This is a genomic window from Arthrobacter sp. JDC6 (assembly GCF_056484025.1).
On sequence record NZ_CM151278.1, the window covers coordinates 4486041 to 4511000 of the forward strand.

The 24960-nt window shown below is 65.8% G+C and carries 20 protein-coding genes; 17 read left to right on the plus strand and 3 right to left on the minus strand.

The window, feature by feature from the left end; genetic code table 11:
* Positions 1-59: 59 nt before the first annotated feature.
* Positions 60-560 (minus strand): NUDIX hydrolase, encoded by a 501-nt coding sequence (locus ACV095_RS20810; RefSeq protein ID WP_478222632.1) that lies wholly within the window; start codon positions 558-560, stop codon positions 60-62.
* Between the two features lie 207 nt (positions 561-767).
* Between ACV095_RS20810 and ACV095_RS20815 the strand changes: the two genes are divergently transcribed.
* The 15 genes from ACV095_RS20815 to ACV095_RS20885 all read left to right on the plus strand — a co-directional run bounded on the left by ACV095_RS20815 (position 768) and on the right by ACV095_RS20885 (position 18925).
* The gene (locus ACV095_RS20815; protein WP_056392343.1) at positions 768-2276 is read left to right on the plus strand and encodes a CCA tRNA nucleotidyltransferase; all 1509 of its coding nucleotides are present in this window, start codon (positions 768-770) and stop codon (positions 2274-2276) included.
* Positions 2273-2857, plus strand: coding sequence for a histidine phosphatase family protein (locus tag ACV095_RS20820; RefSeq protein WP_018769863.1), 585 nt, complete (start codon positions 2273-2275; stop codon positions 2855-2857). Before ACV095_RS20815 ends, ACV095_RS20820 begins: the two co-directional genes overlap by 4 nt.
* 155 nt (positions 2858-3012) lie before the next feature.
* A complete protein-coding gene (locus ACV095_RS20825; RefSeq protein ID WP_018769862.1) occupies positions 3013-3147 on the plus strand; it encodes a hypothetical protein in 135 nt (44 codons plus the stop codon).
* A gap of 362 nt (positions 3148-3509) precedes the next feature.
* A complete protein-coding gene (locus tag ACV095_RS20830) occupies positions 3510-3641 on the plus strand; it encodes a hypothetical protein (protein WP_261377430.1) in 132 nt (43 codons plus the stop codon).
* A 50-nt stretch (positions 3642-3691) separates the two neighbouring features.
* Positions 3692-5146 carry a glycosyltransferase family 87 protein gene (locus ACV095_RS20835; RefSeq protein ID WP_166673093.1) on the plus strand — a complete coding sequence of 485 codons (1455 nt, stop codon included), beginning with the start codon at positions 3692-3694 and terminating at the stop codon, positions 5144-5146.
* Positions 5139-6581: a phytoene desaturase family protein gene (locus ACV095_RS20840; protein ID WP_478222633.1), complete on the plus strand. Its 1443-nt coding sequence runs from the start codon at positions 5139-5141 to the stop codon at positions 6579-6581. Before ACV095_RS20835 ends, ACV095_RS20840 begins: the two co-directional genes overlap by 8 nt.
* A 66-nt stretch (positions 6582-6647) precedes the next feature.
* On the plus strand, positions 6648-8636 hold the full coding sequence (locus ACV095_RS20845; protein WP_018769857.1) for a penicillin-binding transpeptidase domain-containing protein: 1989 nt from the start codon (positions 6648-6650) through the stop codon (positions 8634-8636).
* A 43-nt stretch (positions 8637-8679) separates the two neighbouring features.
* On the plus strand, positions 8680-10362 hold the full coding sequence (locus ACV095_RS20850; protein WP_478222634.1) for an ABC-F family ATP-binding cassette domain-containing protein: 1683 nt from the start codon (positions 8680-8682) through the stop codon (positions 10360-10362).
* 52 nt (positions 10363-10414) lie between these two features.
* Positions 10415-11188 carry a DeoR/GlpR family DNA-binding transcription regulator gene (locus ACV095_RS20855; RefSeq protein ID WP_478222635.1) on the plus strand — a complete coding sequence of 258 codons (774 nt, stop codon included), beginning with the start codon at positions 10415-10417 and terminating at the stop codon, positions 11186-11188.
* A complete protein-coding gene (locus ACV095_RS20860; protein ID WP_478222636.1) occupies positions 11185-12414 on the plus strand; it encodes an MFS transporter in 1230 nt (409 codons plus the stop codon). The genes ACV095_RS20855 and ACV095_RS20860 overlap by 4 nt, the downstream gene beginning before the upstream one ends.
* Before the next feature lie 21 nt (positions 12415-12435).
* Positions 12436-13932, plus strand: a complete 1497-nt coding sequence (locus ACV095_RS20865) for a bifunctional phosphatase PAP2/diacylglycerol kinase family protein (protein ID WP_134164858.1) — start codon at positions 12436-12438, stop codon at positions 13930-13932.
* A 149-nt stretch (positions 13933-14081) separates the two neighbouring features.
* Positions 14082-15005 carry an ABC transporter ATP-binding protein gene (locus ACV095_RS20870; RefSeq protein WP_478222637.1) on the plus strand — a complete coding sequence of 308 codons (924 nt, stop codon included), beginning with the start codon at positions 14082-14084 and terminating at the stop codon, positions 15003-15005.
* Complete coding sequence (locus ACV095_RS20875) at positions 15005-15898, plus strand: ABC transporter permease (protein ID WP_478222638.1); 894 nt, start codon at positions 15005-15007, stop codon at positions 15896-15898. Before ACV095_RS20870 ends, ACV095_RS20875 begins: the two co-directional genes overlap by 1 nt.
* A 275-nt stretch (positions 15899-16173) precedes the next feature.
* Positions 16174-17580, plus strand: coding sequence for an amino acid permease (locus tag ACV095_RS20880; RefSeq protein WP_018769850.1), 1407 nt, complete (start codon positions 16174-16176; stop codon positions 17578-17580).
* 22 nt (positions 17581-17602) lie between these two features.
* A complete protein-coding gene (locus tag ACV095_RS20885; RefSeq protein ID WP_478222639.1) occupies positions 17603-18925 on the plus strand; it encodes a M18 family aminopeptidase in 1323 nt (440 codons plus the stop codon).
* Here ACV095_RS20885 and ACV095_RS20890 read toward each other — a convergent pair.
* Positions 18922-19581, minus strand: coding sequence for a PglD-related sugar-binding protein (locus ACV095_RS20890; protein WP_018769848.1), 660 nt, complete (start codon positions 19579-19581; stop codon positions 18922-18924). The two genes, ACV095_RS20885 and ACV095_RS20890, sit on opposite strands and share 4 nt — an antisense overlap.
* Before the next feature lie 188 nt (positions 19582-19769).
* Entirely contained in the window at positions 19770-22493 is a 2724-nt protein-coding gene (locus tag ACV095_RS20895; protein WP_478222640.1) for a helix-turn-helix transcriptional regulator, read from the minus strand.
* A 594-nt stretch (positions 22494-23087) separates the two neighbouring features.
* Between ACV095_RS20895 and ACV095_RS20900 the strand changes: the two genes are divergently transcribed.
* Both ACV095_RS20900 and ACV095_RS20905 read left to right on the plus strand, forming a co-directional pair.
* The gene (locus tag ACV095_RS20900) at positions 23088-23903 is read left to right on the plus strand and encodes a glycosyltransferase family 2 protein (RefSeq protein WP_478222641.1); all 816 of its coding nucleotides are present in this window, start codon (positions 23088-23090) and stop codon (positions 23901-23903) included.
* A 1-nt stretch (position 23904) separates the two neighbouring features.
* Positions 23905-24903 (plus strand): glycosyltransferase family 2 protein, encoded by a 999-nt coding sequence (locus ACV095_RS20905; protein ID WP_043425013.1) that lies wholly within the window; start codon positions 23905-23907, stop codon positions 24901-24903.
* The last annotated feature ends 57 nt before the right edge of the window (positions 24904-24960 follow it).

Genomic DNA, 24960 nt, shown 5'->3' on the forward strand with positions numbered 1-24960 from the left:
GACTTCATCGTCTCACCCACCGGCACTTAACACCGCAATGGCGACGGCGGCGTCCGGGCTTAGAGGTGTCCGGGCAGGACGTCACGGGCGAGGTCGGCGATGCGGCGTTCGTTGGGGAATGACAGCTTCCGGGCAAGTTCCTGGATGGGGACCCACGCCACGTCCACGGCTTCCTGGTCGGGATCGTTCTCGATGGTGAGTTCGCCGCCTGTGGCCCGCAGGAGGTAGTGGGGCACGGTCTTGTGGACCCGGTGGCCGCTGACGGTGAACCAGTAGTCGATGCTGCCAAGCGGCGCCAGGATGGTGCCCTCGATGCCGGTTTCCTCGGCAATCTCACGGACCGCGGCCTCTTCGTTGTTTTCCTTGCCCTCCGGATGGCCCTTGGGCAGGCACCACTCGAGGCGGCCACCCCTATTAAGGCGGGCGATGATCGCAACCCTCAACCCGGCGTCGGACGTATCCACCACGACACCGCCGGCCGAGACTTCCTCGACCGTAGGCAGCGACGCCGGTGCCGAATGCTGGGCAGGGGCAACGTGCGCCCCGATTGCCGACGGCAATGGTGCGTTCGTCCTCCTGCCTGGAGCGCTCGGTACTGGATGGGCCATGGAGTCCACTCTAACGACTGTTGCCCTTCCGTGATGACCGGAACATGACACCAACATGGACAGGATATGACGCACTTTCCGGCGGCGAAGGTCAATTGGCCCGGATCGTGACGCTTTTTGGACTGCCGCGGCGCTGGTTTCTGCCAAGCTTAAGGAACTATGTCGCACGCACATCACAAGATTGATTCCCACACTGTCGACTTCAAGGTGGACCCGGTGGTCCTGGAGCTCGGCCGGCGCTTCGTGGACGCCGGCCACGAGCTGTCCCTGGTGGGTGGTCCGGTGCGTGACCTGTTCCTTGGGCGGACCTCCCCCGACCTTGACTTCACCACCGACGCCACGCCGGACCAGACCGTGGCCCTGATCAAAAAGTGGGCGGACAACTTCTGGGAAATCGGGCGCGCCTTCGGCACCATTGGCATGCGCAAGGCCGGCTTCCAGATTGAGATCACCACGTACCGGGCCGAGGCGTACGATCCCGATTCGCGCAAGCCCGTGGTGGCGTTCGGTTCCTCGCTGACTGATGACCTGCTGCGCCGCGACTTCACCATTAACGCCATGGCGTTGAAGCTGCCCTCCATGGAGCTGGTGGACCCCTTCGGCGGCGTCCGCGACCTCCACGCCTCCGTGCTGGCCACCCCCGGCGCGCCGGAAGCTTCCTTCTCCGACGACCCCCTGCGGATGATGCGGGCCGCCAGGTTCGCCGCGCAGCTGGGCGTCTCGGTCCACGATGACGTGCGGGACGCAATGACAGGCATGGCGGACCGGATCAAAATCATCTCCGCCGAGCGCGTGCGGGATGAACTGGTCAAGCTGATTTGCGGTGCCCGGCCACGGACGGGCATCGACCTCCTGGTGGAAACCGGGCTGGCCGAGCATGTACTGCCCGAGGTTTCCGCCCTCCGCCTCGAATCCGACGAGCACCACCGGCATAAGGACGTCTACCAGCACTCGCTCCAGGTCCTGGAGCAGGCAGCCGAGCTCGAAACCGACGCGGAGGGTCCGGTGCCCGGACCGGACTTCGTGCTGCGCTTCGCTGCATTGATGCACGACGTCGGGAAGCCGGCTACGCGCCGCTTCGAACCGGGCGGCGCGGTGAGCTTCCGGCACCACGACATGGTGGGTGCCAAGCTCACCTCCAAGAGGATGAAGGCGCTGCGGTTCGACAATGACACCATCAAGGCCGTGGCACGCCTGGTGGAGCTCCACATGCGCTTCTACGGCTACGGCGACGCCGGCTGGAGCGACTCGGCCGTCCGCCGGTACGTGACCGATGCTGGTCCGCTGCTGGAGCGCCTGCACCGCCTGACCCGCTCCGACGTCACCACCCGGAACCAGCGCAAGGCCGAGCGCCTGGCCTTCGCCTACGACGACCTCGAAGCCCGCATCGCCGCACTCCGGGAACAGGAGTCCCTGGACGCAGTTCGCCCGGACCTGGACGGGGCCAGGATCATGGCCGTGCTGGGACTCAAACCGGGGCCTGTGGTGGGCCGCGCCTACAAGTTCCTCCTGAATGAACGGATGGAACACGGACCACTGCCCACCGCGGAAGCTGAGGCGCGCCTGCTCCGGTGGTGGGCCGAACAGCCTGAATCAGCACCTGCCGGACCCGGCCCTGGAGTCTCTTCCGCCGCCGTCGAACCTTCACCCGTTGAGGAGTCCAAGTGACCAACCCCGCCTTTGCCCCGCGCCCCCAGCTCTGGATCCTCCGCCACGGCGAAACCGAATGGTCAAAGAGCGGGCAGTACACCGGCCTCACCGACCTCCCCCTCACGGTGGAAGGCGAGCAGCAGGCCGTGGAGGCCCGCAAGGTGCTGGACGGCGTCGACTTCGACCTGGTGCTCACGTCCCCGCTGCGGCGGGCACGGCGGACAGCCGAACTCGCCGGCTTCCCCGATGCCCGGCATGAACCGCTCGCGGTCGAATGGAACTATGGCGACTACGAGGGCATCAGTTCGGACCTGATCCGCAAGGACAACCCCGACTACCTGATCTGGACCCACGGCGTGCCCAACGGGGAGACACTCGACGAGGTTGCCGCCAGGGCGGACAAGATCATCGGCCGGATCCTGGAATCCGGGATGGACAATGTGCTGATCGTGGCGCACGGGCACTTCTCCCGGATCCTCACCGCGCGCTGGCTGGAATTGCCGCCCACGGAAGGCCGGCATTTCATCCTGGGCACGGCGAAGGTCTGCACGCTTGGATGGGATAAGAAGACCCCCGCCATTGTCCGCTGGGGCCTCTAAATACCCCTATTCAAAAGTTTTCTTCTTTTCTCCGGAAATTGCTGGTCTTCCGCGAATTCCTGGGGTACCTTTATTCCTGACCCCACGGCAATCTGCCGGGGTCAAAGACCGCATTGCAATCCACGCAGCGGACAGTAGAAAAGGAGGTTGGGATAATGATGACTTTGACTGGCGAATGGAATGCCTCCATCAATGCATTCCCGGCCTTTGCTGATCCTGTGCGCGTGGCTTCGGTCAACTCGGGTTACCGCCGGCCGGCGGACCTCCCGGGCCTGCTGCGACGCCGCTAGGCGCCAGCCACCTGGCCGCGGGCCACGGTGCCAGTACCGTCAAGGCCCAGGCGGGACTCCATGTCCAAGACGGGCCGTCCAGGCCGGACCACCGTGCTTCTCCGCTGACTTCCGGGAACTGCTGCTGCCCAGGCCTCCCCTTCGCAGCCGCATAGTCCCGCATTTGCCACAGCTCTCCCACCGGCATTGCGGTTCACTCCCGGCTCCCGGTGGTCCGCGCTGCCACTGCGCTCCTGCGCAATTCCACTAATTCCCCCGGTGAATTCCTTGCGCCCAAATTTCCGCGCTTTTGCGCACTGAAAAGGGGTGCTAATTCGCCATGCACTTTTGTTCCTTATAACCGAAGAAAGGAGGTGGCTCCCTTGATGCAAAAAATCATGGGACTCCTGTCCCGGCCCCTGCAGCGCCGCAGTTCCTTTAACAGCGCCCTGCTGGAGCAGCACCGGAACGACGTTTTCGTGCTCATGCACCAGCAAATAGGTGGCCTGCGCTGAAGGGCCGGCCCCCAAACCCCCGGCAGGGGGCCGGCTGTAAGCTCGAAGCCATGCACGAGACCCAGTCGCCGGACAGCGGACGACGGCCCCGAATCGTAGTGCCCAGCCGCAGCGATGCCCTGCTGCGGAATTTCACCGAGGTGATCGGCGGCCCGCTGGGATCCAGGACAGATCCCGGCGTGGTCTCCCCCGGTATCTACTCGGTGGAACGGGTGCTCATTGTCCTCACGGCCCTGGCAGCCCTGGTGGGGGTCCTGCTGAAGGGCTATTGCAGGGCCAACGGCTGGGAGACGCCCACGCAGTTCTATGCCACGTGTTACTCGGATTTCCCCGAATTGTTCCGCAACCGCGGCATGGCCGCGGGAATCTTTCCCATCCTGGGCAGCGGCAGCCAGTTCGAATACCCGGTGCTCCTTGGGCTGATTGCGGGTGTGACGGCCTGGCTGGTACCCGGCGGAGAGGCCGGTGCCCGCGCCCTGGCCTACTTTGACATCAACGCGGTGCTGCTGGCGGCGGTGGCCATGGCCACCGTGCTGGTGACAGCACGCATGCCCGGCCGCCGTCCGTGGGATGCGGCCATGGTGGCGGTGGCCCCGGGGATCGTGCTGGCCGGAACCATCAACTGGGACCTTTGGGCCGCATGCCTGCTTGCCCTGGGGATGTACTTCTTTGCCCGGCAACGGCTTGTGCCCGCCGGGGTCATGATTGGCCTCGCCACGGCCACCAAGCTGTATCCGCTGCTGGTGCTGGGCGCCATCCTGCTGCTTGCAGTACGCACGGGAAGATGGCGCCCGCTGCTGGTGGCCGGCGGCAGCGCGGCCGCCACCTGGCTGGCAGTGAACCTGCCGTTCGCGGCTGCCAACCCTTCCGGGTGGGCCTTCTTCTTCCAGTACAGCGCTGAGCGGGGCGCCGGGTACAGCTCAGCCTGGTTTGCCTACAACCTGGTGGCGGACAGGCTGGGCTGGTCCGGGCTTGGCGCCGGTGCCGTCAGCATGTTTTCCACCGGGTTCTTTGCCGTGGCCTGTGCAGGCATTGCCGCTGTTGCGTTGACGGCCCCCCGCCGTCCCCGCATGGCGCAGCTCGCCTTCCTGATCGTGGCGGCCTTCATCCTTACCAGCAAGGTGTATTCGCCCCAATACGTGGTGTGGCTCATTCCGCTGCTGGCCCTGGCCCGGCCGCGGTGGCGCGACTTCCTGGTCTGGCAGGGCATCGAAGCCCTGCATTGGGCTGCGATATGGATGTACCTTGGACAGGTGACCAGCGCAGGTTCCTCCCAGCACAACCTGGACATGCCCTACTACGTCCTGGCGGTGGCCGCGCATATGGCCGCGGTGGCCTATCTCATGGCACGCGTCGTCTGGGATATTTACGATCCCGCCTATGATCCCATCCGCCGCCACCACCTGGACGACCCCCACGGCGGCCCCTTCTCCAACGCGCCGGACCGGATCCGGCTCAAGCTGCCGGCTTCATTCCGCGCGGCGAAGGCGGGGTCCCGTGCCTGATGTGGCAGTAGTAGGGTCCGGCCCCAACGGACTCTCCGCGGCCGCGGTGATGGCGCGGGCCGGCCTGTCAGTGGAGGTCTTCGAGGCCGCAGCGACGATTGGCGGCGGAACCCGGACCACGGAGTTGATGCAGCCCGGGCACTTCCATGATGTCTGCTCCGCCGTGCACCCAATGGCTGTGGCGTCCCCTTTCTTCCGCGCTTTCGAGTTGCCCCGAAGGGTGGACCTCATCACCCCGGACGTGTCCTTCGGTTCCCCGCTGGAAGGTGGCCGGGCAGCCCTGGCCTATCAATCGATGGACAGGACCGTTGAAGGACTGGGCCGGGACGGACCCGCGTACCGCCGGCTCATGGAGCCACTGGTCCGCCACATTGACGACGTCATGGACTTCACCCAAAACCAACTCCTCCGGATCCCCCGGAACCCCCTGGTGGCCGGCGTCTACGGCCTGCGGACCCTGGAACAAGGGACCGGGCTGTGGAACCTTCGGTTCCGGGAGGAACTGGCGCCGGCCCTCCTCAGCGGTGTGGCCGCCCATGCCATCTCCCACCTGCCCTCCCTCGCCGCCTCCGGAGCCGGGCTGATGCTTGGTGCCCTGGGACACGCCGTGGGATGGCCCATCCCCCGCGGCGGTTCCGCATCCATCGCGGCAGCCCTCGCGGACGACATCCGCGCCCACGGAGGAGTCATCCACACCGGAACCCCGATTGACCGGTTGGAACAGCTTCCTGCCACCCGCGCCACGCTGCTGGACGTGGCACCCCGGGGGTTGCTGGACATGGCAGGGGAATCACTTCCCGGACATTACCGGCGGGCCCTGGAACGCTTCCGTTACGGCAATGGCTCGTGCAAGGTGGACTTCATCCTGTCCGGGCCGGTGCCGTGGCAGGCCAGCGGACTCTCCGACGCCGGCACCGTGCACGTGGGCGGCACGCGGGCCGAGCTGGCACGCTCGGAAAACGAAGTCAGTGCCGGACACCATCCTGAACGGCCATATGTGCTCGTGGCCCAGCCGTCCCGCTTCGACGCAGGCCGCGCCCCTGCAGGCCGGCACACACTGTGGACGTACTGCCATGTTCCCTCCGGCTCGACGAAGGACATGACCAGCCAGGTTGCCGCGCAGCTGGAACGGTTCGCCCCGGGATTCCGCGATCTTGTGGTGGAATCACACGTCATCACCGCAGCGGAGTTGGCTGAATACAACCGGAACTACATTGGGGGCGATTTCAGCGCCGGCATCATGGACGTCCGGGGTCTGGTCCAGAAGCCGGTGGTGTCCCCCATCCCGTGGCGGACGCCGCTGCTGGGCGTCTACCTGTGTTCGTCGTCGACACCGCCGGGTCCCGGGGTGACGGGCATGCCCGGGCTGCATGCCGCAACGTCCGCCCTGAAGGACGTCTTCAAACTGCCGGTGCCGGACCTGGGGCTCTCATAACGCTCCATGACCCGGGACTGAACACGCGTGGCGCTGATGTCAGCCGGCCCGGGGGATAATGGCGCGATGGGGAAAACAACAAAACTTTCGCTTGCCATAACTGCGCTCATTATCGGAACCTCGCTGGTGGCCTGCGATGACGGAAAGTCCGGCGCCGAAGCCGCGGCACGGCAGCTGGCCGGCGCAGTCTCGGCGCTCGACGTAGGGTCCGTGGCTTTCGACGGCAAGGACGCCGCCGCAGCGAACGACCAGCTGCACCAGGTCTTCGCGGCCCTGGACCCGCAAAAGCCCGAGGTCCAGGCAGGCGGACTCACGCTGGACGGGGACAAGGCCTCCGCACCCTTGAACTACACCTGGAAGTTCGGCGACGCGGAATGGAAGTACACCATCGCAGCGAACTTCAGGAAGTCCGGCGATAAATGGCTCACCGTCTGGGATCCGGCCATCCTGGCACCGGGCCTCGGGGACAGCGAAATCGTGACCAAAGGATCCCAGACCCCCCAGCGCGCAGACATCCTGGGCGCCGGAGACGTCCCGCTGGTGACCTACCGCCCCGTGGTGAATGTGGGCATCGACAAGCCCCAGTTGGGCAGCGCAGACCCCGCCGATTCCGCCGGCAAACTGGCTGCCCTGGTGGGAGTGGACCCTGCCGCCTACGTGCAGCAGGTCAAGGCAGCAGGGGCCCAGGCCTTTGTTTCCGCCATCACCCTCCGCGAAGAGGGCCGGACCATCACCGATGCACAGATCCAGGCCATTCCCGGCGCCCGCGGCATCCCGGCATCCATCCCCCTGGCCCCGAGCAGGACGTTTGCCCGGGCCGTGCTCGGGTCGGTAGGGGAAGCGACGGCGGAACAAATCGAGGCGTCCGATGGCGCCCTGGCCCCCGGGGACGTCACGGGCATCGGAGGGCTCCAGCAGCAGTATGACGAACAGCTCCGCGGATCGGACGCCGTCGTCATCCGCGCGCAACGGGCCGACCTCACGCGCGAACAGATCCAATCCGCCGGCACCGACCCCCGCCGCGTCCTCTTCCAGGTGGAGCCCAAGCCCGGGACGCCGCTGAAGACCACCCTCGATCCGCGGCTGCAGACGCTGGCTGAGGGCATCCTGGAGCCGGTGGGGCCGGCGTCAGCCATCGTGGCCCTCCGACCCTCCACCGGAGCCGTGCTGGCAGCGGCTTCCGGGCCGGGCAGCAACGGCTATAACACGGCAATGCTGGGACAGTACGCCCCGGGATCGATCTTCAAGATGGTGGATTCCCTGGCCATGTTCCGGAACGGGATGACGCCCGACTCCACCATCCAGTGCACCCCCACGCTCACGGTGGACGGGCGGACCTTCAAAAACTCGGAAGGCTACCCCGAGACCTCTTTGGGCGCGGTGACCCTGCGGGACGCCTTTGCCCACTCCTGCAACACTGCCTTCATCTCCCAGCGTGACTCGGTGTCGCAGGGCCAGCTTGAAGCCGCTGCCACGTCCATGGGAGTGGCGGTGGAGGCGCCGAAACTTGGCGCCGAAGCCTTCCTGGGCTCCGTTCCAGGGCAGGCGCAGGGCACCGAACACGCAGCGTCCATGATTGGCCAGGGCAAGGTATTGCTCTCCCCGTTGGCCGCAGCAATCATGGCCGGCTCCGTGGCCAAGGGCGCCCCCGTCGCCGCGCAGCTGGTCCTCAACCCCGACGCCGGTGCGCCCGCTGCCGGAACAACGGCAGGTTCCACTGCCCCCGCGGCCGACCGGTCCGCAACCGCCGCTGCCGAGGCACCCTCCACCGCCTCGGACAAGCCGATCACGGCTGCGGAGGCGGCGTCGCTGGCAGACATGATGCGCGCCGTCGTCACGTCCGGCCACGCGGGGTTCCTGTCCAGCGTCCCCGGGGCACCGGTAGGGGCGAAGACCGGAACCGCCGAATTCGGCACCGAGACTCCGCCAAAGACGCACGCCTGGATCGTGGCCGTCCACGGGGACCTGGCCGTAGCCGTCTTCGTGGAGGACGGCGGCCTGGGCGCCACCACCTCCGGCCCGCTGCTGAAGCAGTTCCTCACCGCCGCCGGCTAGGGGACCCCGCCAGGCAAGGGACCGGCGTGGGAGGATTGACGGTGTGGCCCATATTGACGTTTCCGGCATCGACTACTTCCTCTCCGACGGCACCCAGCTCCTGAACGGAGTGACCTTCAAGGTCCCTGACGGCACCAAGACCGCCCTCATCGGGCCCAACGGCACGGGGAAGACCACGCTGTTCCGGATCATCGCCGGAGACCTGGTCCCGGACGAGGGCGTCATTGGGCGGTCCGGAAACATGGGCATCATGCGCCAGTTCGTGGGGCAGGTGCGGGACGGCTCCACCGTCCGGGACCTCCTGGTGTCCGCCGCTCCCCCGGCCCTGGCAGCCGCTGCCCGCGAGGTGGATGACGCCGAGCTGGCCATGATGGAGGACGACGACGAGCCCACCCAGATGCGGTACGCCCAGGCCATCGTGGATTGGGGGGACGCCGGCGGCTACGACGTCGAGACCGTCTGGGACGAGGTCTGCATGGCCGCGCTGGGGCTGCCCTTTGACCGCGCACAGCACCGCCCGGCGTCGACCCTTTCCGGCGGCGAGCAGAAGCGCCTGGTGCTGGAAGCACTGTTCGCCGGCCCGGACGATCTCCTCCTTTTGGACGAGCCGGACAACTACCTTGACGTGCCGGGCAAGCGCTGGCTCGAGGAGAAGCTCAATGACTCCAGGAAAACCGTCTTCTTCATCAGCCACGACCGCGAGCTGCTGAACAACGCCGCCGGGCGCATTGTCACCCTTGAGCCGGGGATCAACGGGGCCGCCGCGTGGATCCACGGGGGCGGATTCGAATCGTACGTGGAGGCCCGGGCGGACCGGAACGCCCGGTTCGAGGAATTGCGCAAGCGCTGGGACGAGGAGCACATCAAGCTCAAGGAACTCGTCAACATGTACAAGAACAAGGCCGCGTTCCGCTCCGACATGGCCAACCGCTACCATGCCGCCCAGACCCGGCTGGCAAAGTTCCTTGAAGTGGGGCCGCCCGAGGCGCTGCCCATCGAGCAGAACGTGCAAATGAGGCTCAAAGGCGGACGGACCGCCAAGCGCGCCATCGTGGCGGAGAAGCTGGAACTCACCGGGCTCATGAAGCCCTTTTCCACGGAAGTGTGGTTCGGCGACCGCGTGGGCGTGCTGGGCTCCAATGGTTCCGGCAAGTCGCACTTCCTGCGGCTGCTGGCAACTGGCGGCACTGACCCCGAACGCGAACACCTGCCCGTGTCCGATGTTGACATCGCCGAGGTACCGCACGAAGGCACCGTCAAGCTCGGTGCCAGGATCCGGCCGGGATTCTTTGCCCAGACCCATGTCCGTCCCGACCTGCTGGGAAAGACCCTGCTGGAAATCCTGCACCGCGGCGATGAACACCGTTCCGGGCTGGGCCGGGAGGCCGCCGCGGGTGCCCTGGACGGCTACGGCCTGGCGGGACAGTCGGAACAGAAGTATGAGTCACTCTCCGGCGGCCAGCAGGCGCGGTTCCAGATCCTCCTGCTTCAGCTCAGTGGTGCCACCCTGCTGCTGCTGGACGAGCCCACGGACAACCTGGACCTGCACTCCGCTGAAGCGCTGGAGCGGGCCATTGACCACTTCGAGGGAACTGTCCTGGCGGTCACCCACGACCGCTGGTTTGCCCGGACCTTCGACCGGTTCATCGTATTCGGCTCCGACGGGAAGGTGTACGAGTCGGCGGAGCCGGTGTGGGACGAACAGAGGGTGGCGCGCAGCCGCTGAGCTGTCCCGGCCACCACATGAGCAAATGATCATGAGTTGATATCATTTGCTCATGAAAACGGACGAGCGGCACAGGACCATTGCCGAAATCCTCCGGCGGCAGCCGGAGGTGAGCGTCGAGGACCTGATGCAGGCCTGCGCCGCCTCTGGCGCAACCATCCGCCGGGACCTTGAAGTACTGGCCGGCCACGGTGTGCTCCGCAGGGTCCACGGCGGCGCCAGGAGCCTGATAGGCCACGGCCGCAACCCGGGCTACGGACAGCGGGAGCTGGAGGACCGGGATGCCAAGAAGCGCATCGCAGCTGCCGTGGCCGGCCTGCTGGCCGACGGCGAACACGTCTGGCTGGACAGCGGCAGCACGGCAACCGAAGTGGCGCGGGCAGCGGCCGGCCGGCAGGTGACCCTGATGCCCATGTCCCTGCAGGCCCTCAATGCGGCTGCAGGCGGTGACGGTGTCGCAGGCTCCCGCCCCGCCCTGCTGCTGCCGGGTGGAAGCGTGGTGCCCGGTGAACTCTGTTTCCGCGGACCGCTGGCCGAGTCCAACATCAGGTCCCTGCGTTTTGACACCGCGGTGGTCACGCCCTGCGCAGTGGACTTCCGCGACGGCCTGCTGGCCCACGACCTCGACGATGCCGCGGTGAAGAAGGCCGGCCTGGAAGCTGCGGCACGAGTGGTGGTGGCCGCCTCCGCGGGAAAGTGGCAGGCCAGCGCCCGGGTGCTCGTCGTCGGCCTGGAAAAAGTGGATGTCATCGTGACGGACCGGCAATTCAGCGCCCAGGACCATGCCGACCTTAAAAAATACTCTGTGGAAGTAGTGTACGTATGAGCTCCAGTACAGGTAAGGAAGAGCAGGCAGGCTTGAGAGCCGCCGCCGCAGCCACGTTCGTGGTCTTCGGGATCAACGGACTCGTGTTCGCAAGCTGGGCGGCCAGGATCCCTGCCGTTACGCAGACGCTGCACATCACGTCAGGGCAAATGGGCACGCTGCTGCTGTGCACGGCCGTAGGCTCACTGCTGGCACTTCCCACCGCCGGCCTGGTGGTCGGCAGGATTGGCACCGCCAACACGGTCCGCTTTGCGGGCTTGCTGGCGGCGGCCGCAGGTGTGGGAATCGCCCTGTCGCTTTCGGCCACGTCCATTCCCGGAACAGCGGTTTCGCTGTTCTTCTTTGGCATTGGCATTGGCCTTTGGGATGTGGCACAGAACATCGAAGGGGCCGACGTGGAGCACAAGCTCCGTCGCACCATCATGCCCCAGTTCCACGCGGCCTTCAGCGGCGGCGCATTCGTTGGCGCCCTGGTGGGTGCAGGGCTTTCCACCCTGGGTGTGGACCTGCCGCTGCATCTCATGGCGATTGCAGCCGTGGTGGTGCTGGTGGCATTGACCGTGCCACGCTACTTCCTTCCCCACATCTCCACCGCCCCCGTGGAGGGGGAGCCGAAACCCGCCAAGGGACCGTCCGCGTGGCGGGACAGCAGGACACTGCTCATCGGCGTCGTGGTCCTGGGCGCCACCCTCACCGAGGGAGCGGGCAACGACTGGATCGCCAAGGCCTCAGTGGACGGGCTCGCGGCCTCCGAATCCACCGGCGCCCTCATGTTCGCCCTCTTCGTCCTGGCCATGACCGCCATGCGGTTCCTGGGCGGCCGAGTCATTGACGCATACGGACGGGTGGCAGTCCTGCGGGCCAGCATGGCCGCAGCGGCCGCGGGCCTGGGCCTTTTTGTGCTGGCGCCCAATATCTGGCTGGCCGGCATCGGTGCAGCCCTGTGGGGCGTCGGCGCCGCCCTGGCTTTCCCCATGGGCATGTCCGCTGCGTCCGATGACCCACGGCACTCAGCCGCACGCGTTTCCGTTGTATCCACTTTGGGGTATATATCATTCCTTGCTGGACCACCGCTGCTGGGCTACCTCGGTGACCTCACCGGTATCCACACCGCGCTGCTGGCCATCATGGCACCCATCTTGGTGGCGCTGCTTCTTGCCGGTGCCGCGAGGCCCCTTAACGCGGTCGAGGAAGCCGCCGGGCAGGAAGCCGCCAAGCGGGACTAGACCTTGGGTTAGGGTGATCACATGCAAAGCGCCAGGCCGCGGGGGAGAAGCTGGATCAGCCGCCTCGATAGATACCTTCTCAAGCATGTATCCAACCTGCCCGGCGGCAACCACGATGTGTTCTTCCGCCGGCTTTCCGCCTCGGCCAACCACGGAAAGCTCTGGATGGGAGCGGCGGCCGTCCTGGCGTTGTTTCCCGGCAAGACGCGGAGGGCAGCACTGCATGGGCTGATCGCCCAAGGGGTGGCCTCCGCCGTGACCAACGTGGTGTTCAAGACGCTGCTCCCCCGGACCCGCCCGCTCCCCGAACATCTTCCGGTATTCCGCTTCGTGCATCCACAGCCCACCAGTTCCTCCATGCCATCGGGGCATTCGGCGTCTGCGATAGCGTTCGCAGTCGGGGCAGGCTTGGTCCGCCCGGCCGTAGGTGCTGCCCTGGCTCCCGCAGCCGTGGGAGTCGCCTATTCGCGGGTTCACACCGGCGCCCACTGGCCGTCGGACGTCCTCTTCGGTTCGGCCCTTGGTGCCGGTGCTGCGCTGGTGACCCGCCATTGGTGGCCGGTTCGTCCGCCGATTCCGCAGACGACCAGGGCATGGACCAGTGCGCCTGAGTTGCCGGGCGGCGAGGGTCTGAGCATTGTGGTCAACACCTTGGGCGGATCCTTCAAGGAGGAGACGGCGTCAGCACTCAAGGAAGTATTTCCCAAAGCGCATATAAATACCGTGCAGCCGGACGAGGACCTGGTGCAACGGATCGCCGCCACCGCCGACTTCCCTGGCACCCGCGCCCTGGGCGTGTGGGGCGGTGACGGAACGGTCGGCGCAGCTGCCGCCGCCGCCGTCGCACGTTCGATTCCCCTGCTGGTCCTGCCCGGCGGCACCCTGAACCACTTTGCGCGCGACGCGGGGACGGGAAGCCTGAAGGATGCAGTGGATGCGGCCAGCAAAGGTGAAGCGGCCCTGGCGGACATCGGGGTGGTGACGGCGGAACGGGGCCTGGCGGGAAGCCCGGAGGTCTCGGAAATGGTCATGCTGAACACCTCCAGCGTCGGCCTTTATCCGAACTTTGTCCGCCGCCGGGAACACCTGCAACCGGCGCTCGGGAAGCCGCTGGCAGGGGTGGTGGCCATGTTCAGGACCTTTGCGGCGGGCACCCCAACCACCCTGTCCGTGGACGGCGTTGTGCGCAAGGTGTGGATTGCCTATCTGGGCAGGGGGCGTTATTACCCCCGGGACCATGCGCCCTTGTTCCGGCCGGTGATGGATGACGGCGTGCTGGACGTCCGGATGATCACGGCTGACGAATCCTTTGCCCGGCTGCGGCTGCTGTGGTCCGTGCTGACGGGAACAGTGGCAAGCTCCCGCATCACCCACCTGCGGGAGGCCACAGAGGTAAGGATCGACGCCGGAGGCGCACCCATGGCGCTGGCGGTGGATGGCGAAGCGCTGGCCGGCGTGCGCAGCGTCGCGTACCGGATCCAGCCGAAGGCACTGACGTATTACTCCCCGCGCCGCTGACCACGTGGACGTGGGGGAAGTAACTACCCTGATTCTCCCCTGAATCAACCCTGATTCCGGGAAAAAGCTGCCCGGGCATCGGTAGCGTAAGGCATGAACACCCACCGAAAGTCGTCTGCAGCCGCGCGCTGCCGTGCAAAGGATTCTTCATGATCGAGGCAAACGGGCTGACCAAGGTCTACGGCGCCAAAACCGCCGTGGCCGGCGTCAGCTTTACCGTCAGGGCAGGGCAAGTGACCGGCTTCCTGGGCCCCAACGGGGCAGGAAAATCCACCACCATGCGGATGATCATGGGACTGGACCGGCCGACGTCGGGCTCGGTCACCGTGAACGGCCTGCCGTACGTCCGGCACAAGGCACCCCTGCGCGAAGTGGGTGCCCTTCTCGATGCCAAGGCGGTCCACACCAGCCGCAGTGCCTACAACCACCTGCTGGCCATGGCGGCCACGCACAGCATCCCCAAATCCCGGGTGCACGAGGTGATTGAAATGACGGGGCTGGAGGCCGTGGCACGCAAGAAGGCCGGCGGCTTCTCCCTGGGGATGGGCCAGCGGCTGGGCATAGCGGCAGCCTTGCTGGGGGACCCGCAGACCCTCATCCTGGATGAACCCGTCAACGGCCTGGACCCGGAAGGTGTGGTCTGGGTGCGGAACCTGGTCCGCTACCTCGCAGGGCAGGGACGCACGGTTTTCCTTTCCAGCCACCTGATGAGCGAGATGGCCCAGACCGCCGACCACCTGATCGTCATTGGGCGCGGCCGCATGATTGCCGATGCACCCATCCGTGACATCATCACCGGCAAGGGGCAGGCACGGGTCCGGGTGCGTACCGACGAACCCGACCGTCTCCACCAGCTGCTCGCCGGACGGGGCGCGTCCATCGACGTCCCGGAGCGGGAACTGCTCGAAGTAACGGGCCTGGAGCCCAGGACCATCGCGGCGGCCGCCCTGGAAAACCACGTCATGGTCTACGAACTGACGCCGCTCGTCGCCAGCCTCGAGGAGGCGTACATGGAACTGACCAAGGACGACGTCGAATACCACTCCCTGCCCGCCGCGGAGGTAAGCAAGTAATGAGCGTAACCACCACCGAACCCACGTCTTCGCCTGACCCCGCATCCTCCGCCGGGGGCCGCAGCCCCCGTGCCGGTGGACGGGCCCTGCCCGGCCCCACGTTCCTCCGGGTGCTCAACTCGGAAGTCATCAAGTTCCGCAGCCTCCTTTCCACGCTGATCCTGCTCGCTTCCACGGCGGTGGTCATGGTCGGGTTCGGCGCGCTGTCCGCGTGGGGGACGGGCCAGTTCGCCGACGCGGCCACAAGGGATCCGCAGGCCGCGGCGCGGATGGCATCGCAGGGCGGCGATCTTGCCGTCAGCGTGCCCACCTCCGGCATCGCCTTCGCCCAGCTGATCCTGGGGTCCCTTGGTGTGCTCCTGATGAGTTCGGAATTCACCACCGGAATGGCCCGGTCCACCTTCGCGGCCGTGCCCAGGCGCCTTCCCGCGTTCGCTGCAAAGCTCGTGGTGGTCATGGTGACGTCATTCGTGGTTACCGCCGTCTCCACCTGGGTGGCAGGACTGGTGGCCGTGCCCATCCTGGACAACTATGGCCTCACGCTGGACCTTGGCAGTTCCCAGTCGGTGAAGCTCCTTCTGGTCAACAGCATCTATGTGGCCGCCGTCGCCGCCATCGGCATGGCCCTGGGCACTCTCATCAGGAATTCCGCCGGCGGCATCATGAGCCTGGTGGGCATCTTCTTCGTGGCACCCATCGCCTTCCAGCTCATTCCCGGGGACTTCTTCAAGGAGGCCCGCAAGTACCTGCCAGGCAATACCGTTGATCCGCTGACGGCGGCCCTGCATGTTCCGGACACCCTGGAAGCCTGGCAGGCGGCACTCGTCCTTGGCGCCTGGGTCATTATCCCCGTCCTGCTCGCGGCAGTCCTGTTGAAGCGGCGGGACGTTTAGCGGCCAACCACTGCTGACGCCCCCGGCGAGAGGGACGGCGCGTGGTTTCCGGCACATTACAAAAGTGCATGGCGGGAAACTTTCTTTGCCCGTGGTGGTTCCTGCTTGGAGGCACGTCCTGTTGGGAGCAACCAGGTCTGTTGGAGTGCACAAAGCAAGGTGCATAATGGCCGACCTAGGGTGAAACGACGATGTGGTGCATCACACGGTCCCCCGGTGGTCCACCAAGGCACGTCGCTCAACCCATGCTATTTTCCCAACAGGACGGCGCTTCCATGCATGCTGACCAGCAACTCTCAAAGTCCCTGAAACCCAGGCACCTGTCCATGATCGCCATCGCCGGCGTCATTGGTGCAGGCCTCTTTGTCGGCTCGGGTGCCGCCATCCAGCAGGCCGGCCCGGGTATCCTCGTCGCCTATGCTGCCGCGGGCCTGGTGGTCATCCTGGTCATGCGCATGCTGGGGGAGATGGCCGCGGCAAACCCGGAAACGGGCTCATTCTCGACCTATGCGGACAAGGCACTGGGCCGTTGGGCAGGGTTCAGCATCGGCTGGCTCTACGCGTGGTTCTGGATCATCGTCCTGGGCATCGAGGCCACTGCAGGCGCAGCCATCATGCACCGGTGGGTGCCGGGCATTGACCAGTGGGTCTGGGCCCTTGTCCTCATGGTGCTGCTGACGCTCACCAACCTCGGCTCGGTGAAGTCCTACGGCGAGTTCGAGTTCTGGTTCGCGTCCATCAAGGTGGCGGCGATCGTCCTCTTCCTGGTCTTCGGTGCCGCCGCCATCCTGGGGCTCATCCCCGGTGTCCCAGCCCCCGGCCTGAGCAACCTGATCAACAACGGCGGCTTCATGCCCAACGGTCCGGGCGCTGTCCTGGCCGGAATCCTCGTGGTGGTCTTCTCCTTCTTCGGCGCCGAAATCGCCACCATCGCCGCCGGCGAATCAGAAAACCCCGTGGATGCCGTGAAGAAGGCCGTGAAGTCCACCGTATGGCGCATCCTGGTCTTCTACATCGGCTCCATCGCCGTGGTGGTCACCCTGCTTCCGTGGAACTCGGCCTCGGTGGCCAAGAGCCCCTACGTAGCGGTCATCGAACTGTTCGGCATCCCGGGCGCCGGAACCATCATGGACGTGGTGGTGCTGACCTCTGTGCTGTCCTGCCTGAACTCCGGCCTCTACACCGCCAGCCGCATGCTGTTCTCACTCTCCACCCGCGGTGACGCACCGCGGGCATGGACCCGCATCTCCCGCCGCGGCGTACCCGCTGCCGCGGTCCTCGCCTCCACCGTGGTCGGCTTCGTCACGGTGGGCCTGAACTACATTGCCCCGGACACGGTGTTCCTCTTCCTGGTCAACACCTCCGGAGCCATCGCATTGTTCGTCTGGCTGGTCATCTCCGCCTCGCAGCTGGTCCTCCGCAAGCGCATGGGAGCCGCAGCAAAGGACCTGCAGCTGAAGATGTGGCTTTTCCCCTACCTCACGTGGGCAGCGATCATCAGCATCGTGGCCCTGCTGATCGGCATGGTGATCGTGGAGTCCACCCGGGAGTCCCTGCTGCTTTCGATTGCACTGGCAGCCGTTGTGGTGGCGGTGGGCGTGCTGCGCTACCGGCGGAAGGGCGTGGCCGCCGCGGGCCAGCCGGACGTGGCAACCGAGGCTGCGCCGGCACCTGTCGAGTAGGCGCGGCACTAGACTCGGGACCATGCCTTTGCCTCCCTCTGCTGCAGACCACATCCAGGACCTTGGCGCCTATGTCAGCGCATCGCCGTCGAGCTTCCACGCTGCGCATGAGGGGGGCCGGCGCCTGGAGGAAGCCGGGTTCACCCGCCTGGATGAGCTGCAGCCGTGGGAGGCCGGGCCCGGTTCCTTCTTCATCATCCGCGACGGCGCCCTGATCGCCTGGGTGGTCCCCGAAGACGCGGGACCCGCCACGGGTTTCAACATCCTGGGCGCGCACACCGATTCGCCGTCGTTCAAGCTCAAGCCCAAGCCCACCACGGGTGCGCACGGCTGGCTCCAGGCCGGGGTGGAAATCTACGGCGGCCCCCTGCTGAATTCCTGGCTGGACCGGGAGCTGCGGCTGGCGGGCAGGCTGGTGATGCTTGATGGCACCGAGCACCTCACGGCCACCGGGCCGCTGCTCCGCTTCCCGCAGCTGGCCATCCACCTGGACCGGGCCGTGAATGATGGCCTCACCCTGGACAAACAGCGCCACATGAACCCCGTCTGGGGGCTGGGAAGTCCTTCAGACTCCGACCTGCTGGGCGTGCTGGCGGCGTCGGTTGCCGGCGCATCCGTCGATCCGGGGCAGATTGGCGGGTACGACGTCGTCATTGCGGACACGCAGGCGCCTGCGGTTTTCGGGGGCAAGGGGGAGTTCTTCGCATCAGGGCGGCTGGACAACCTTTCCGCCACGCATGCCGGACTGGCAGCGCTGACCGCCCATGCGGAGTCCGCAGCCGCCGGCGGCCCGATTGCGGTCCTTGCCGCCTTCGACCACGAGGAAATCGGCTCCAACTCCCGCTCAGGAGCCTGCGGGCCCATCCTCGAGGACGTGCTGGTGCGCATCTCCGACGGCCTGGGCGCGACGGTGAGCCAACGGCGGCAGGCCTTGTCGGCGTCGTTCTGCCTCTCTGCCGATGCCGGCCACGCCGTGCACCCCAACTATCCCGAGCGGCACGACCCCGCCAACCATCCCGTGCTGAACGGCGGGCCGCTGCTGAAGATCAATGCCAACCAGCGCTACGCCACGGACGCGTTCGGCGCCGCATTCTGGGCGCGGCTCTGCGGCGAAGCAGGCGTTCCCTACCAGGAATTCGTGTCCAACAACGTGGTGCCCTGCGGTTCCACCATCGGGCCGCTCACCGCGACCCGGCTGGGCATCCGGACCGTGGACGTGGGCGTGCCCCTGCTGTCCATGCACTCGGCCCGGGAGCTGTGCGGGATTGAGGATCCACGGCGCCTGACCGCGGTGACGGAGCTGTTCTTCCGGACGGCGGCCTTGCCGGCGGGGGCACACCCCTAACGGATCCAGCCGTAGTTGAACCCACCATGGTCAATTTGGTGGGCAGGCACCCCTACCCACGTTTCGCCGTCGGGAACATTGCTGAGAACGGCCGCGCCCATGCCGATGGTCGCGTAGTCTCCCACGGATGTCCTCTCCCGGACGCTCGAATTCAATCCGAGGTAGGCGCCCTTGCCTATCCTGGCGCCGCCGCCCAGTGAGACGCCCGCGGCGAAGGTCGCAAAGTCGGAGACATCGTCGTCGTACGAGAACGTGACGGAGGGCATGGCAACCACGTGGGATCCCAGGCTCACGGCGGCAGTGAGGGTTACGTTGCGCAGCAGGATGCTGCCGCGGCCCACACGGCAGCCTTCCGGGTACTGGACGGAAGGATCCACCGCACTGGCGTACCTCGACTCGCCGATCCCCAAGGTGCCCAGATGCGACACCACCGCTTCGCGTTCCCTGCTGGACGCAATGCACACCAGGAGGAAGGCGTGCATGTAGTTGACTGCATCATCAATGCTGCCAAGGACGGGGGCACCATCGACGGTGACGCCGGCCATCTCCCTGTCATCATCGAGCAGCCCAACCACGTCATACTGGCCGCTGCCGCGGACCATGGCCAGGACTTCACGCGCCAGGCCGCTGGCACCTATCAGGATCAGTTCGCTCACGTGACGGCTCCGGCAGCAGCCTGCCGGGGTGTCGTTACTGGAATCCGGTCCATGCTGTACCTTTCCCGGCGCGTGACGTCCTCTGAACGTGGGACAAGGCTATTCGCCAGGGGCACACTTTCCGGCTGGACACCGAAGGCTATGTGGTTCGGAACAGGGACTATGTGGAAACTGCGGGGACCTGTGGATCACAGGACGGGCAGGACGTACGGCTCCGCAGCCGGAGTTGCCTTGCCGGCGGCCAGGGCAGTCAGCTGTGCGCGGGACTCAACGCCGACCTTGCGGTAGATGGCCGTGAGGCGTACTTCGACGGTGCGGACCGAAACATACAATGTGCCGGCTATTTCCTTGTTGCGCATCCCCCGGGCCACCATCATCGCCAGCGCCCTCTCATGGTCCGTGAGCAAGAGCATTGACGGGTTGCCCTGCGGGCGGACGGCCTCCCACCGTTCGTCCAGCAGGAGGGCGTCCACGTGCTGCGTCCAGGCATCAGCCCCGGCCTCGTCAAACATCACCTTGGCCCGGAGCAAGGCCTCCCGCGCGTGGCGCAGCCTGCCGAAGCCATGCAAACGTTCCGCATAGCACATCAGGGTCCTGCCCCGCTCAAGCCTGTGACCGTTCCTGTCTTCAAGCGCCTGCTTGAAGAGCTGCAGGGACTGCTCGCCGTCCGCAAGCATGGCGCGGCTCCGGGCAACCACCATGACCAGCCACGGAGAGCGCAACCCCGCCGAACGGCTTTCCAGGCGTTGAAGAGCCTGGGTGGCTTCACGGTGCCGGCCAAGACGGACCAGTACCTCCACCAGGTCGGCCTCACAGCGCAGCAGGGTGGGGTTGCCCAGCCCCAGACCGATTTCCGCGGCCCTGGACAACTGGACAACGGACTCCGCCAGGTCACCCCGCAGGAGTGCGAAGTGGCCATGGCAGGCCGCCAGCTGTGCCGTGAGCCCAGGGTGGTTTCCCGATCGCAGATAGTCCAGGGCATTGGCGGCCTGGTTACGCGCGAGTTCGTCATCGCCCAACGAGTAGGCACGCCAAACCCGGAACAGGTGCCGGGCTCCCCGGTGGTACTCCAGGTCAGGTTGGCAGAGCTCGAGTTCGTCGATCAGCCTGACCGCCGCTGCCACATTCCCGGCGCGGATCTCATTGTCTACTGCCGTGAGGGCTGCTGTTTCCCGCCAGTTGGCGTGGTCCGGTTCTGTGGAGCTGCGGAGCATCGCGAAGGCTTCACGGGCGCTTTCGTACTGTTCCGCATAGGTGAGCGCCCGGCCGCGCAGCAGGAGGCGGGCCGGCCGGGCGCTGCGGACCTGCCCGGGGCGGCGGGAGGGGTTTGCCCTTCCGCCGCTGATCGATTCGACCAGCAGTTCGGCATGGTCGGCGATGGCCAGGCACTGCAAGGACGCGGAGCCGCGGAACGCGCCGCCCTGGCGCAGCAGCTCAACTGCCTCTTTCAGTTCCCACCGCTCGGCATAATAGACGGCGCCGATGGCCAGCAGGGCAGCGGAATACCCCGGATCGTGCTGGCCAAACTCCTTTACCAGCCGCTGCAGCATGCTGCAGCGCACCGCAACGCCCTGGACGAAATCGATCTCGAAGGAGAGGCCGGTCAACCGCAGAATCAGGTTGGGGTCGCGGGTGACCCCTTGCGCCCACTCCAGGTACCGGCGCGCATGCACCAGATCACCGCGGGTGAAGAGCAGCTCGGCCAGCCCGGTGAGGCGTGCCGCCGTTTCCGCTTCGCCCGGGTTGATGGCGAGGGCCCGCTCGATGCACTCCACCGCGAAGGACACCTCGCCCCTCCGGACCAGGTGCACCGCGTTACGGAGAAGGTGGAAGGGAGTTTCGTGCTCCAAGACCACCGCGAAGCTCAAGTGCCAGCTGCGGGCATGCCGATCGGTGCCCCGTGCTGCTTCAGCCAGGGCGCGGTGGGTTGCGGTGCGGACGTCAGGTGGCATGGCCGCGTGCACATGGCCCCGCAGCATCTGGTCCGCTATCCACAGGTGTTGTCCGGATCGCTGCACCAGTCCGGCAGCCACCAATTCATCTGCGTGAAGCCACGCTTCATGGTCGATTTTCCCGATAGTGGTGATGTCACTGCGGAACGAGAGCGCAAGCAGGTCCAGGACCATGCTCGCGCCGGGGGTCAGAGCGGCCACCGCTGATGCGTGTCCAGCGTCAAGGCTGCTCGTGGAGGACAGCGGGATGGGCAGTGCGCACTTGCCGCCGGCGTGCCTCTCCACCAGCCCGCTGTACAGTTCGACGGCGGCAAGCGGGTTGCCGCCGGTGGCTGCGGCAACCGCGTGGGCCACCGCCGTCGTGGTCTGTTTGGTTGGCATGCTTTCCAGCATCCGCACGGTGTCACCCTGGCTCAGCGCACCCAGGCGCAGGGCGGGGAGGCCGGTGAAGGGGCTTCCGGGGACCTCGTCCCGCATGCCCGCAAAAAGGACAATTTCCGTGCCGGCCAGTCGCCGTGCCAGGAATCCAATGACTGATTGACTGGCCGGATCCAGGCTGTCGGCGTCGTCAATCGCAATGATGGTCCGCGTTGACGACCGGCGCTGCAGTCCGCTGAGCAGCATGCCGGACACAGCGGGAACGGTCAGGGCACCGGCGTTGCCACCCCGGAGGGCGTCGACGGACCCGTTCAGGACCGGGTCATCCATCTCATTCAGCAGCGCAGTCAGACCGGAAAAGGGCCAGCCCGATTCAGCGGCGCTGGCGGCCAGGAACACGGACCGGTATTCGCAGAGAGAGGAAATTTCGGACAACAGGGCTGACTTGCCTATGCCCCGGCCGCCGACGATGGCCAAGGCTGTTTCCTTGGGGCCACGGATCGCAGAAAGAATCCGGTCAATTTCTTTGTTTCGGCCCACAAGCGGCATGGGGTCCCCAATCATCGAAGAAGGAGACCGCATTTTGTACTGCCGGTTCAAATGGTGGCCGCGCTCCCCAACGCGTAGGCCGCTACAAGCGAATATAACGCGCCACTAAACATGGCACCATACAAATTTGCGCTGGATTGCATCAAGATTAGATCCACAATTGCTCAAGGTCCCGGCCGCGTGGCTGAAGGCCGGCCCGGCGAACGCTGGGGCCTTGCAGGGCCCGGCGATTGCGGTATTGGCGGCAGTACCGGCGCCACCCCATCGCATGAACCACGAAGGGCGGCATGATAACCCCCGTACTTAAAAACGCGCGGCAGACAATAACCCCTATACCTAATATCACCCTGCACCCGTAATCCCCGTACTTGCCTTATCGCAGTAAATATGACTGCAGAAACTGAGTACTCGCTACTGGTGACACTCGAAAGGGGTGGAAATAGGCTTTCTCCACGGCCAGAGTCAAAGGCTAACGAGAGCTGGGGCCCGAGACCAGACCCATGACCGGATAAAGCGTCAAAGACGCGCTCGGCTTCCAAGCGGGCGGGTTCGTTGTTAACTATCCGCAAACGTCATGAAGTGGTGAGGTATTTGTCCATTTCCATCCAGCTCCCAATTACTCTTGCGATGCAGGGCACGGAGCCCGGTAAGGCCTCCGTCAGCGTCGTCATTCCAACACTGGACGAAGCCAGGAACATTCCGTGGGTCCTGCGCAGGATGCCGTCCTACGTTGATGAGGTCATCATCGTGGACGGCCGGTCCACCGACAACACTGTGGGAGTAGCCCAGGCGGTCCGCGACAATCTCGTCATCGTCAATGAGCCCCGCAAGGGGAAAGGTGTGGCCCTACGCTCAGGGTTCGCTGCCGCCTCAGGCGACATTATTGTCATGCTTGACGCGGACGGCAGCATGGACCCGCAGGAGATCGGGTGGTTCGTTTCCCCGCTGCAACATGACTACGACTTCGTCAAGGGCTCGCGGCATGTCACCGGTGGGGGCTCCGAGGACCTCACGCGCCTGCGGAAAGCCGGCAACCAGGCGCTGACCAAGTTGGCCAACGCGGTGCTGCACAGCAATTACTCCGATCTTTGCTACGGATATATTGCGTTTCGGCGTGAATGCCTTGAGATCCTGCAACTCGAATCAGACGGATTCGAAATCGAAACTGAACTGATCGTCCGGGCAGCACGGGCCGGCCTCCGGATTGCGGAAGTCCCCAGCATTGAGCTTGACCGGATTTCGGGAGCCTCCAACCTGCAGACCTTCCGTGATGGGTGGCGGGTCCTGAGGAAGCTGGCCCACGAATGCACCATGTGGGAGGCACCCACGGCCGGCGCCCGGCCCGAAGCCCTGCGCCGGGTCAAGTACGCCTACGCCAACGTCAGCGTTCCGCGGACGCCAACCGACCCGCAGAGCATCCTTGCATTGGTTCAGGGGGCTTAGCATGCTGGATCGAATTGTCCGTCCAAGTGTGTCGATCGTGATTTGTGCCTACACCGAACGCCGTTGGGAGCTTTTGCTGGACGTGATCGAGTCCGTCCGCGCCCAAACTGTCGCCCCCCAGGAGATCCTGGTGGTCGTGGACCATAACGAGGACCTCTACGGTCGGCTCCTCGAAATTGTCGACGACGTGACAGTGGTGGAGAGCGAAGGCCCTCCGGGGCTTTCAGGGGCACGCAACACGGGCGTCGGACTCGCAGAGGGGGACATCGTGGCCTTCCTGGATGATGATGCGGTGGCGACGCCAAACTGGCTGGAACGGCTGCTTGTCCTCTACGACGATCCCGACGTGCTGGCCGTTGGCGGCCGCGTCGAACCTGTATGGGACCAGGGCCGCCCAGGCTACTTCGGTGAAGAACTCGACTGGATCGTTGGATGCAGCCACCGCGGAATGCCGACGGTTGCCTCCGAAGTCCGGAACCTCATTGGGGCAAACATGTCCTTCAGGCTCGACGTCCTCCGACAGGTTGGTGGCTTCAACATCGCGCTGGGCAGGCAAGGCAATTTGCCGCTTGGCTGCGAGGAGACCGAGATCTGCATCCGCTCCACCATGGGCGCACCCGGTTCCCGGATCGTTTACGAACCTGCTGCCTTGGTCCGGCATCACGTCCCGCAGGAACGTGGGACTGTGCGCTACATGCTTTCCAGGTCCTGGTCGGAGGGCCTCTCCAAGGCACAGGTCAGCCACGTCGTGGGGCACAAACGGGCCCTCGGTCCCGAACGGCGGTATGTCCGCAGCACACTGCCGCGCGCCGTGTTCTCGGGAATCCGCGATTGGAGCCGGGGCGACAATCCCATGGGACTGGGACGGGCAGGATCCGTCCTTGCGGTATTGGCCTTCACCTCCGCCGGCTACCTCCGCGGCCGCCGGCTGGCGCACAGCTCCACAACCCAGTTGGGCAGTGAAATTCCCCAAGGCGCAGTCTGGCGGGAAGTCCAGTGAGGGTGAACACCTAGCCAGGACGCTGCCCGTCCCGTCCATGGGAAAGACCTCTTAACG

Bases quoted from the DNA above. Each gene is read 5' to 3' on its own strand.
- ACV095_RS20815 (WP_056392343.1), top strand. From the start codon at position 768: ATGTCGCACGCACATCACAAGATTGATTCCCACACTGTCGACTTCAAG.
- ACV095_RS20825 (WP_018769862.1), top strand. From the start codon at position 3,013: ATGATGACTTTGACTGGCGAATGGAATGCCTCCATCAATGCATTCCCG.
- ACV095_RS20835 (WP_166673093.1), top strand. From the start codon at position 3,692: ATGCACGAGACCCAGTCGCCGGACAGCGGACGACGGCCCCGAATCGTA.
- ACV095_RS20845 (WP_018769857.1), top strand. From the start codon at position 6,648: ATGGGGAAAACAACAAAACTTTCGCTTGCCATAACTGCGCTCATTATC.
- ACV095_RS20855 (WP_478222635.1), top strand. From the start codon at position 10,415: ATGAAAACGGACGAGCGGCACAGGACCATTGCCGAAATCCTCCGGCGG.
- ACV095_RS20860 (WP_478222636.1), top strand. From the start codon at position 11,185: ATGAGCTCCAGTACAGGTAAGGAAGAGCAGGCAGGCTTGAGAGCCGCC.
- ACV095_RS20865 (WP_134164858.1), top strand. From the start codon at position 12,436: ATGCAAAGCGCCAGGCCGCGGGGGAGAAGCTGGATCAGCCGCCTCGAT.
- ACV095_RS20870 (WP_478222637.1), top strand. From the start codon at position 14,082: ATGATCGAGGCAAACGGGCTGACCAAGGTCTACGGCGCCAAAACCGCC.
- ACV095_RS20875 (WP_478222638.1), top strand. From the start codon at position 15,005: ATGAGCGTAACCACCACCGAACCCACGTCTTCGCCTGACCCCGCATCC.
- ACV095_RS20880 (WP_018769850.1), top strand. From the start codon at position 16,174: ATGCATGCTGACCAGCAACTCTCAAAGTCCCTGAAACCCAGGCACCTG.
- ACV095_RS20885 (WP_478222639.1), top strand. From the start codon at position 17,603: ATGCCTTTGCCTCCCTCTGCTGCAGACCACATCCAGGACCTTGGCGCC.
- ACV095_RS20895 (WP_478222640.1), bottom strand. From the start codon at position 22,493: ATGCGGTCTCCTTCTTCGATGATTGGGGACCCCATGCCGCTTGTGGGC.
- ACV095_RS20900 (WP_478222641.1), top strand. From the start codon at position 23,088: ATGCAGGGCACGGAGCCCGGTAAGGCCTCCGTCAGCGTCGTCATTCCA.
- ACV095_RS20905 (WP_043425013.1), top strand. From the start codon at position 23,905: ATGCTGGATCGAATTGTCCGTCCAAGTGTGTCGATCGTGATTTGTGCC.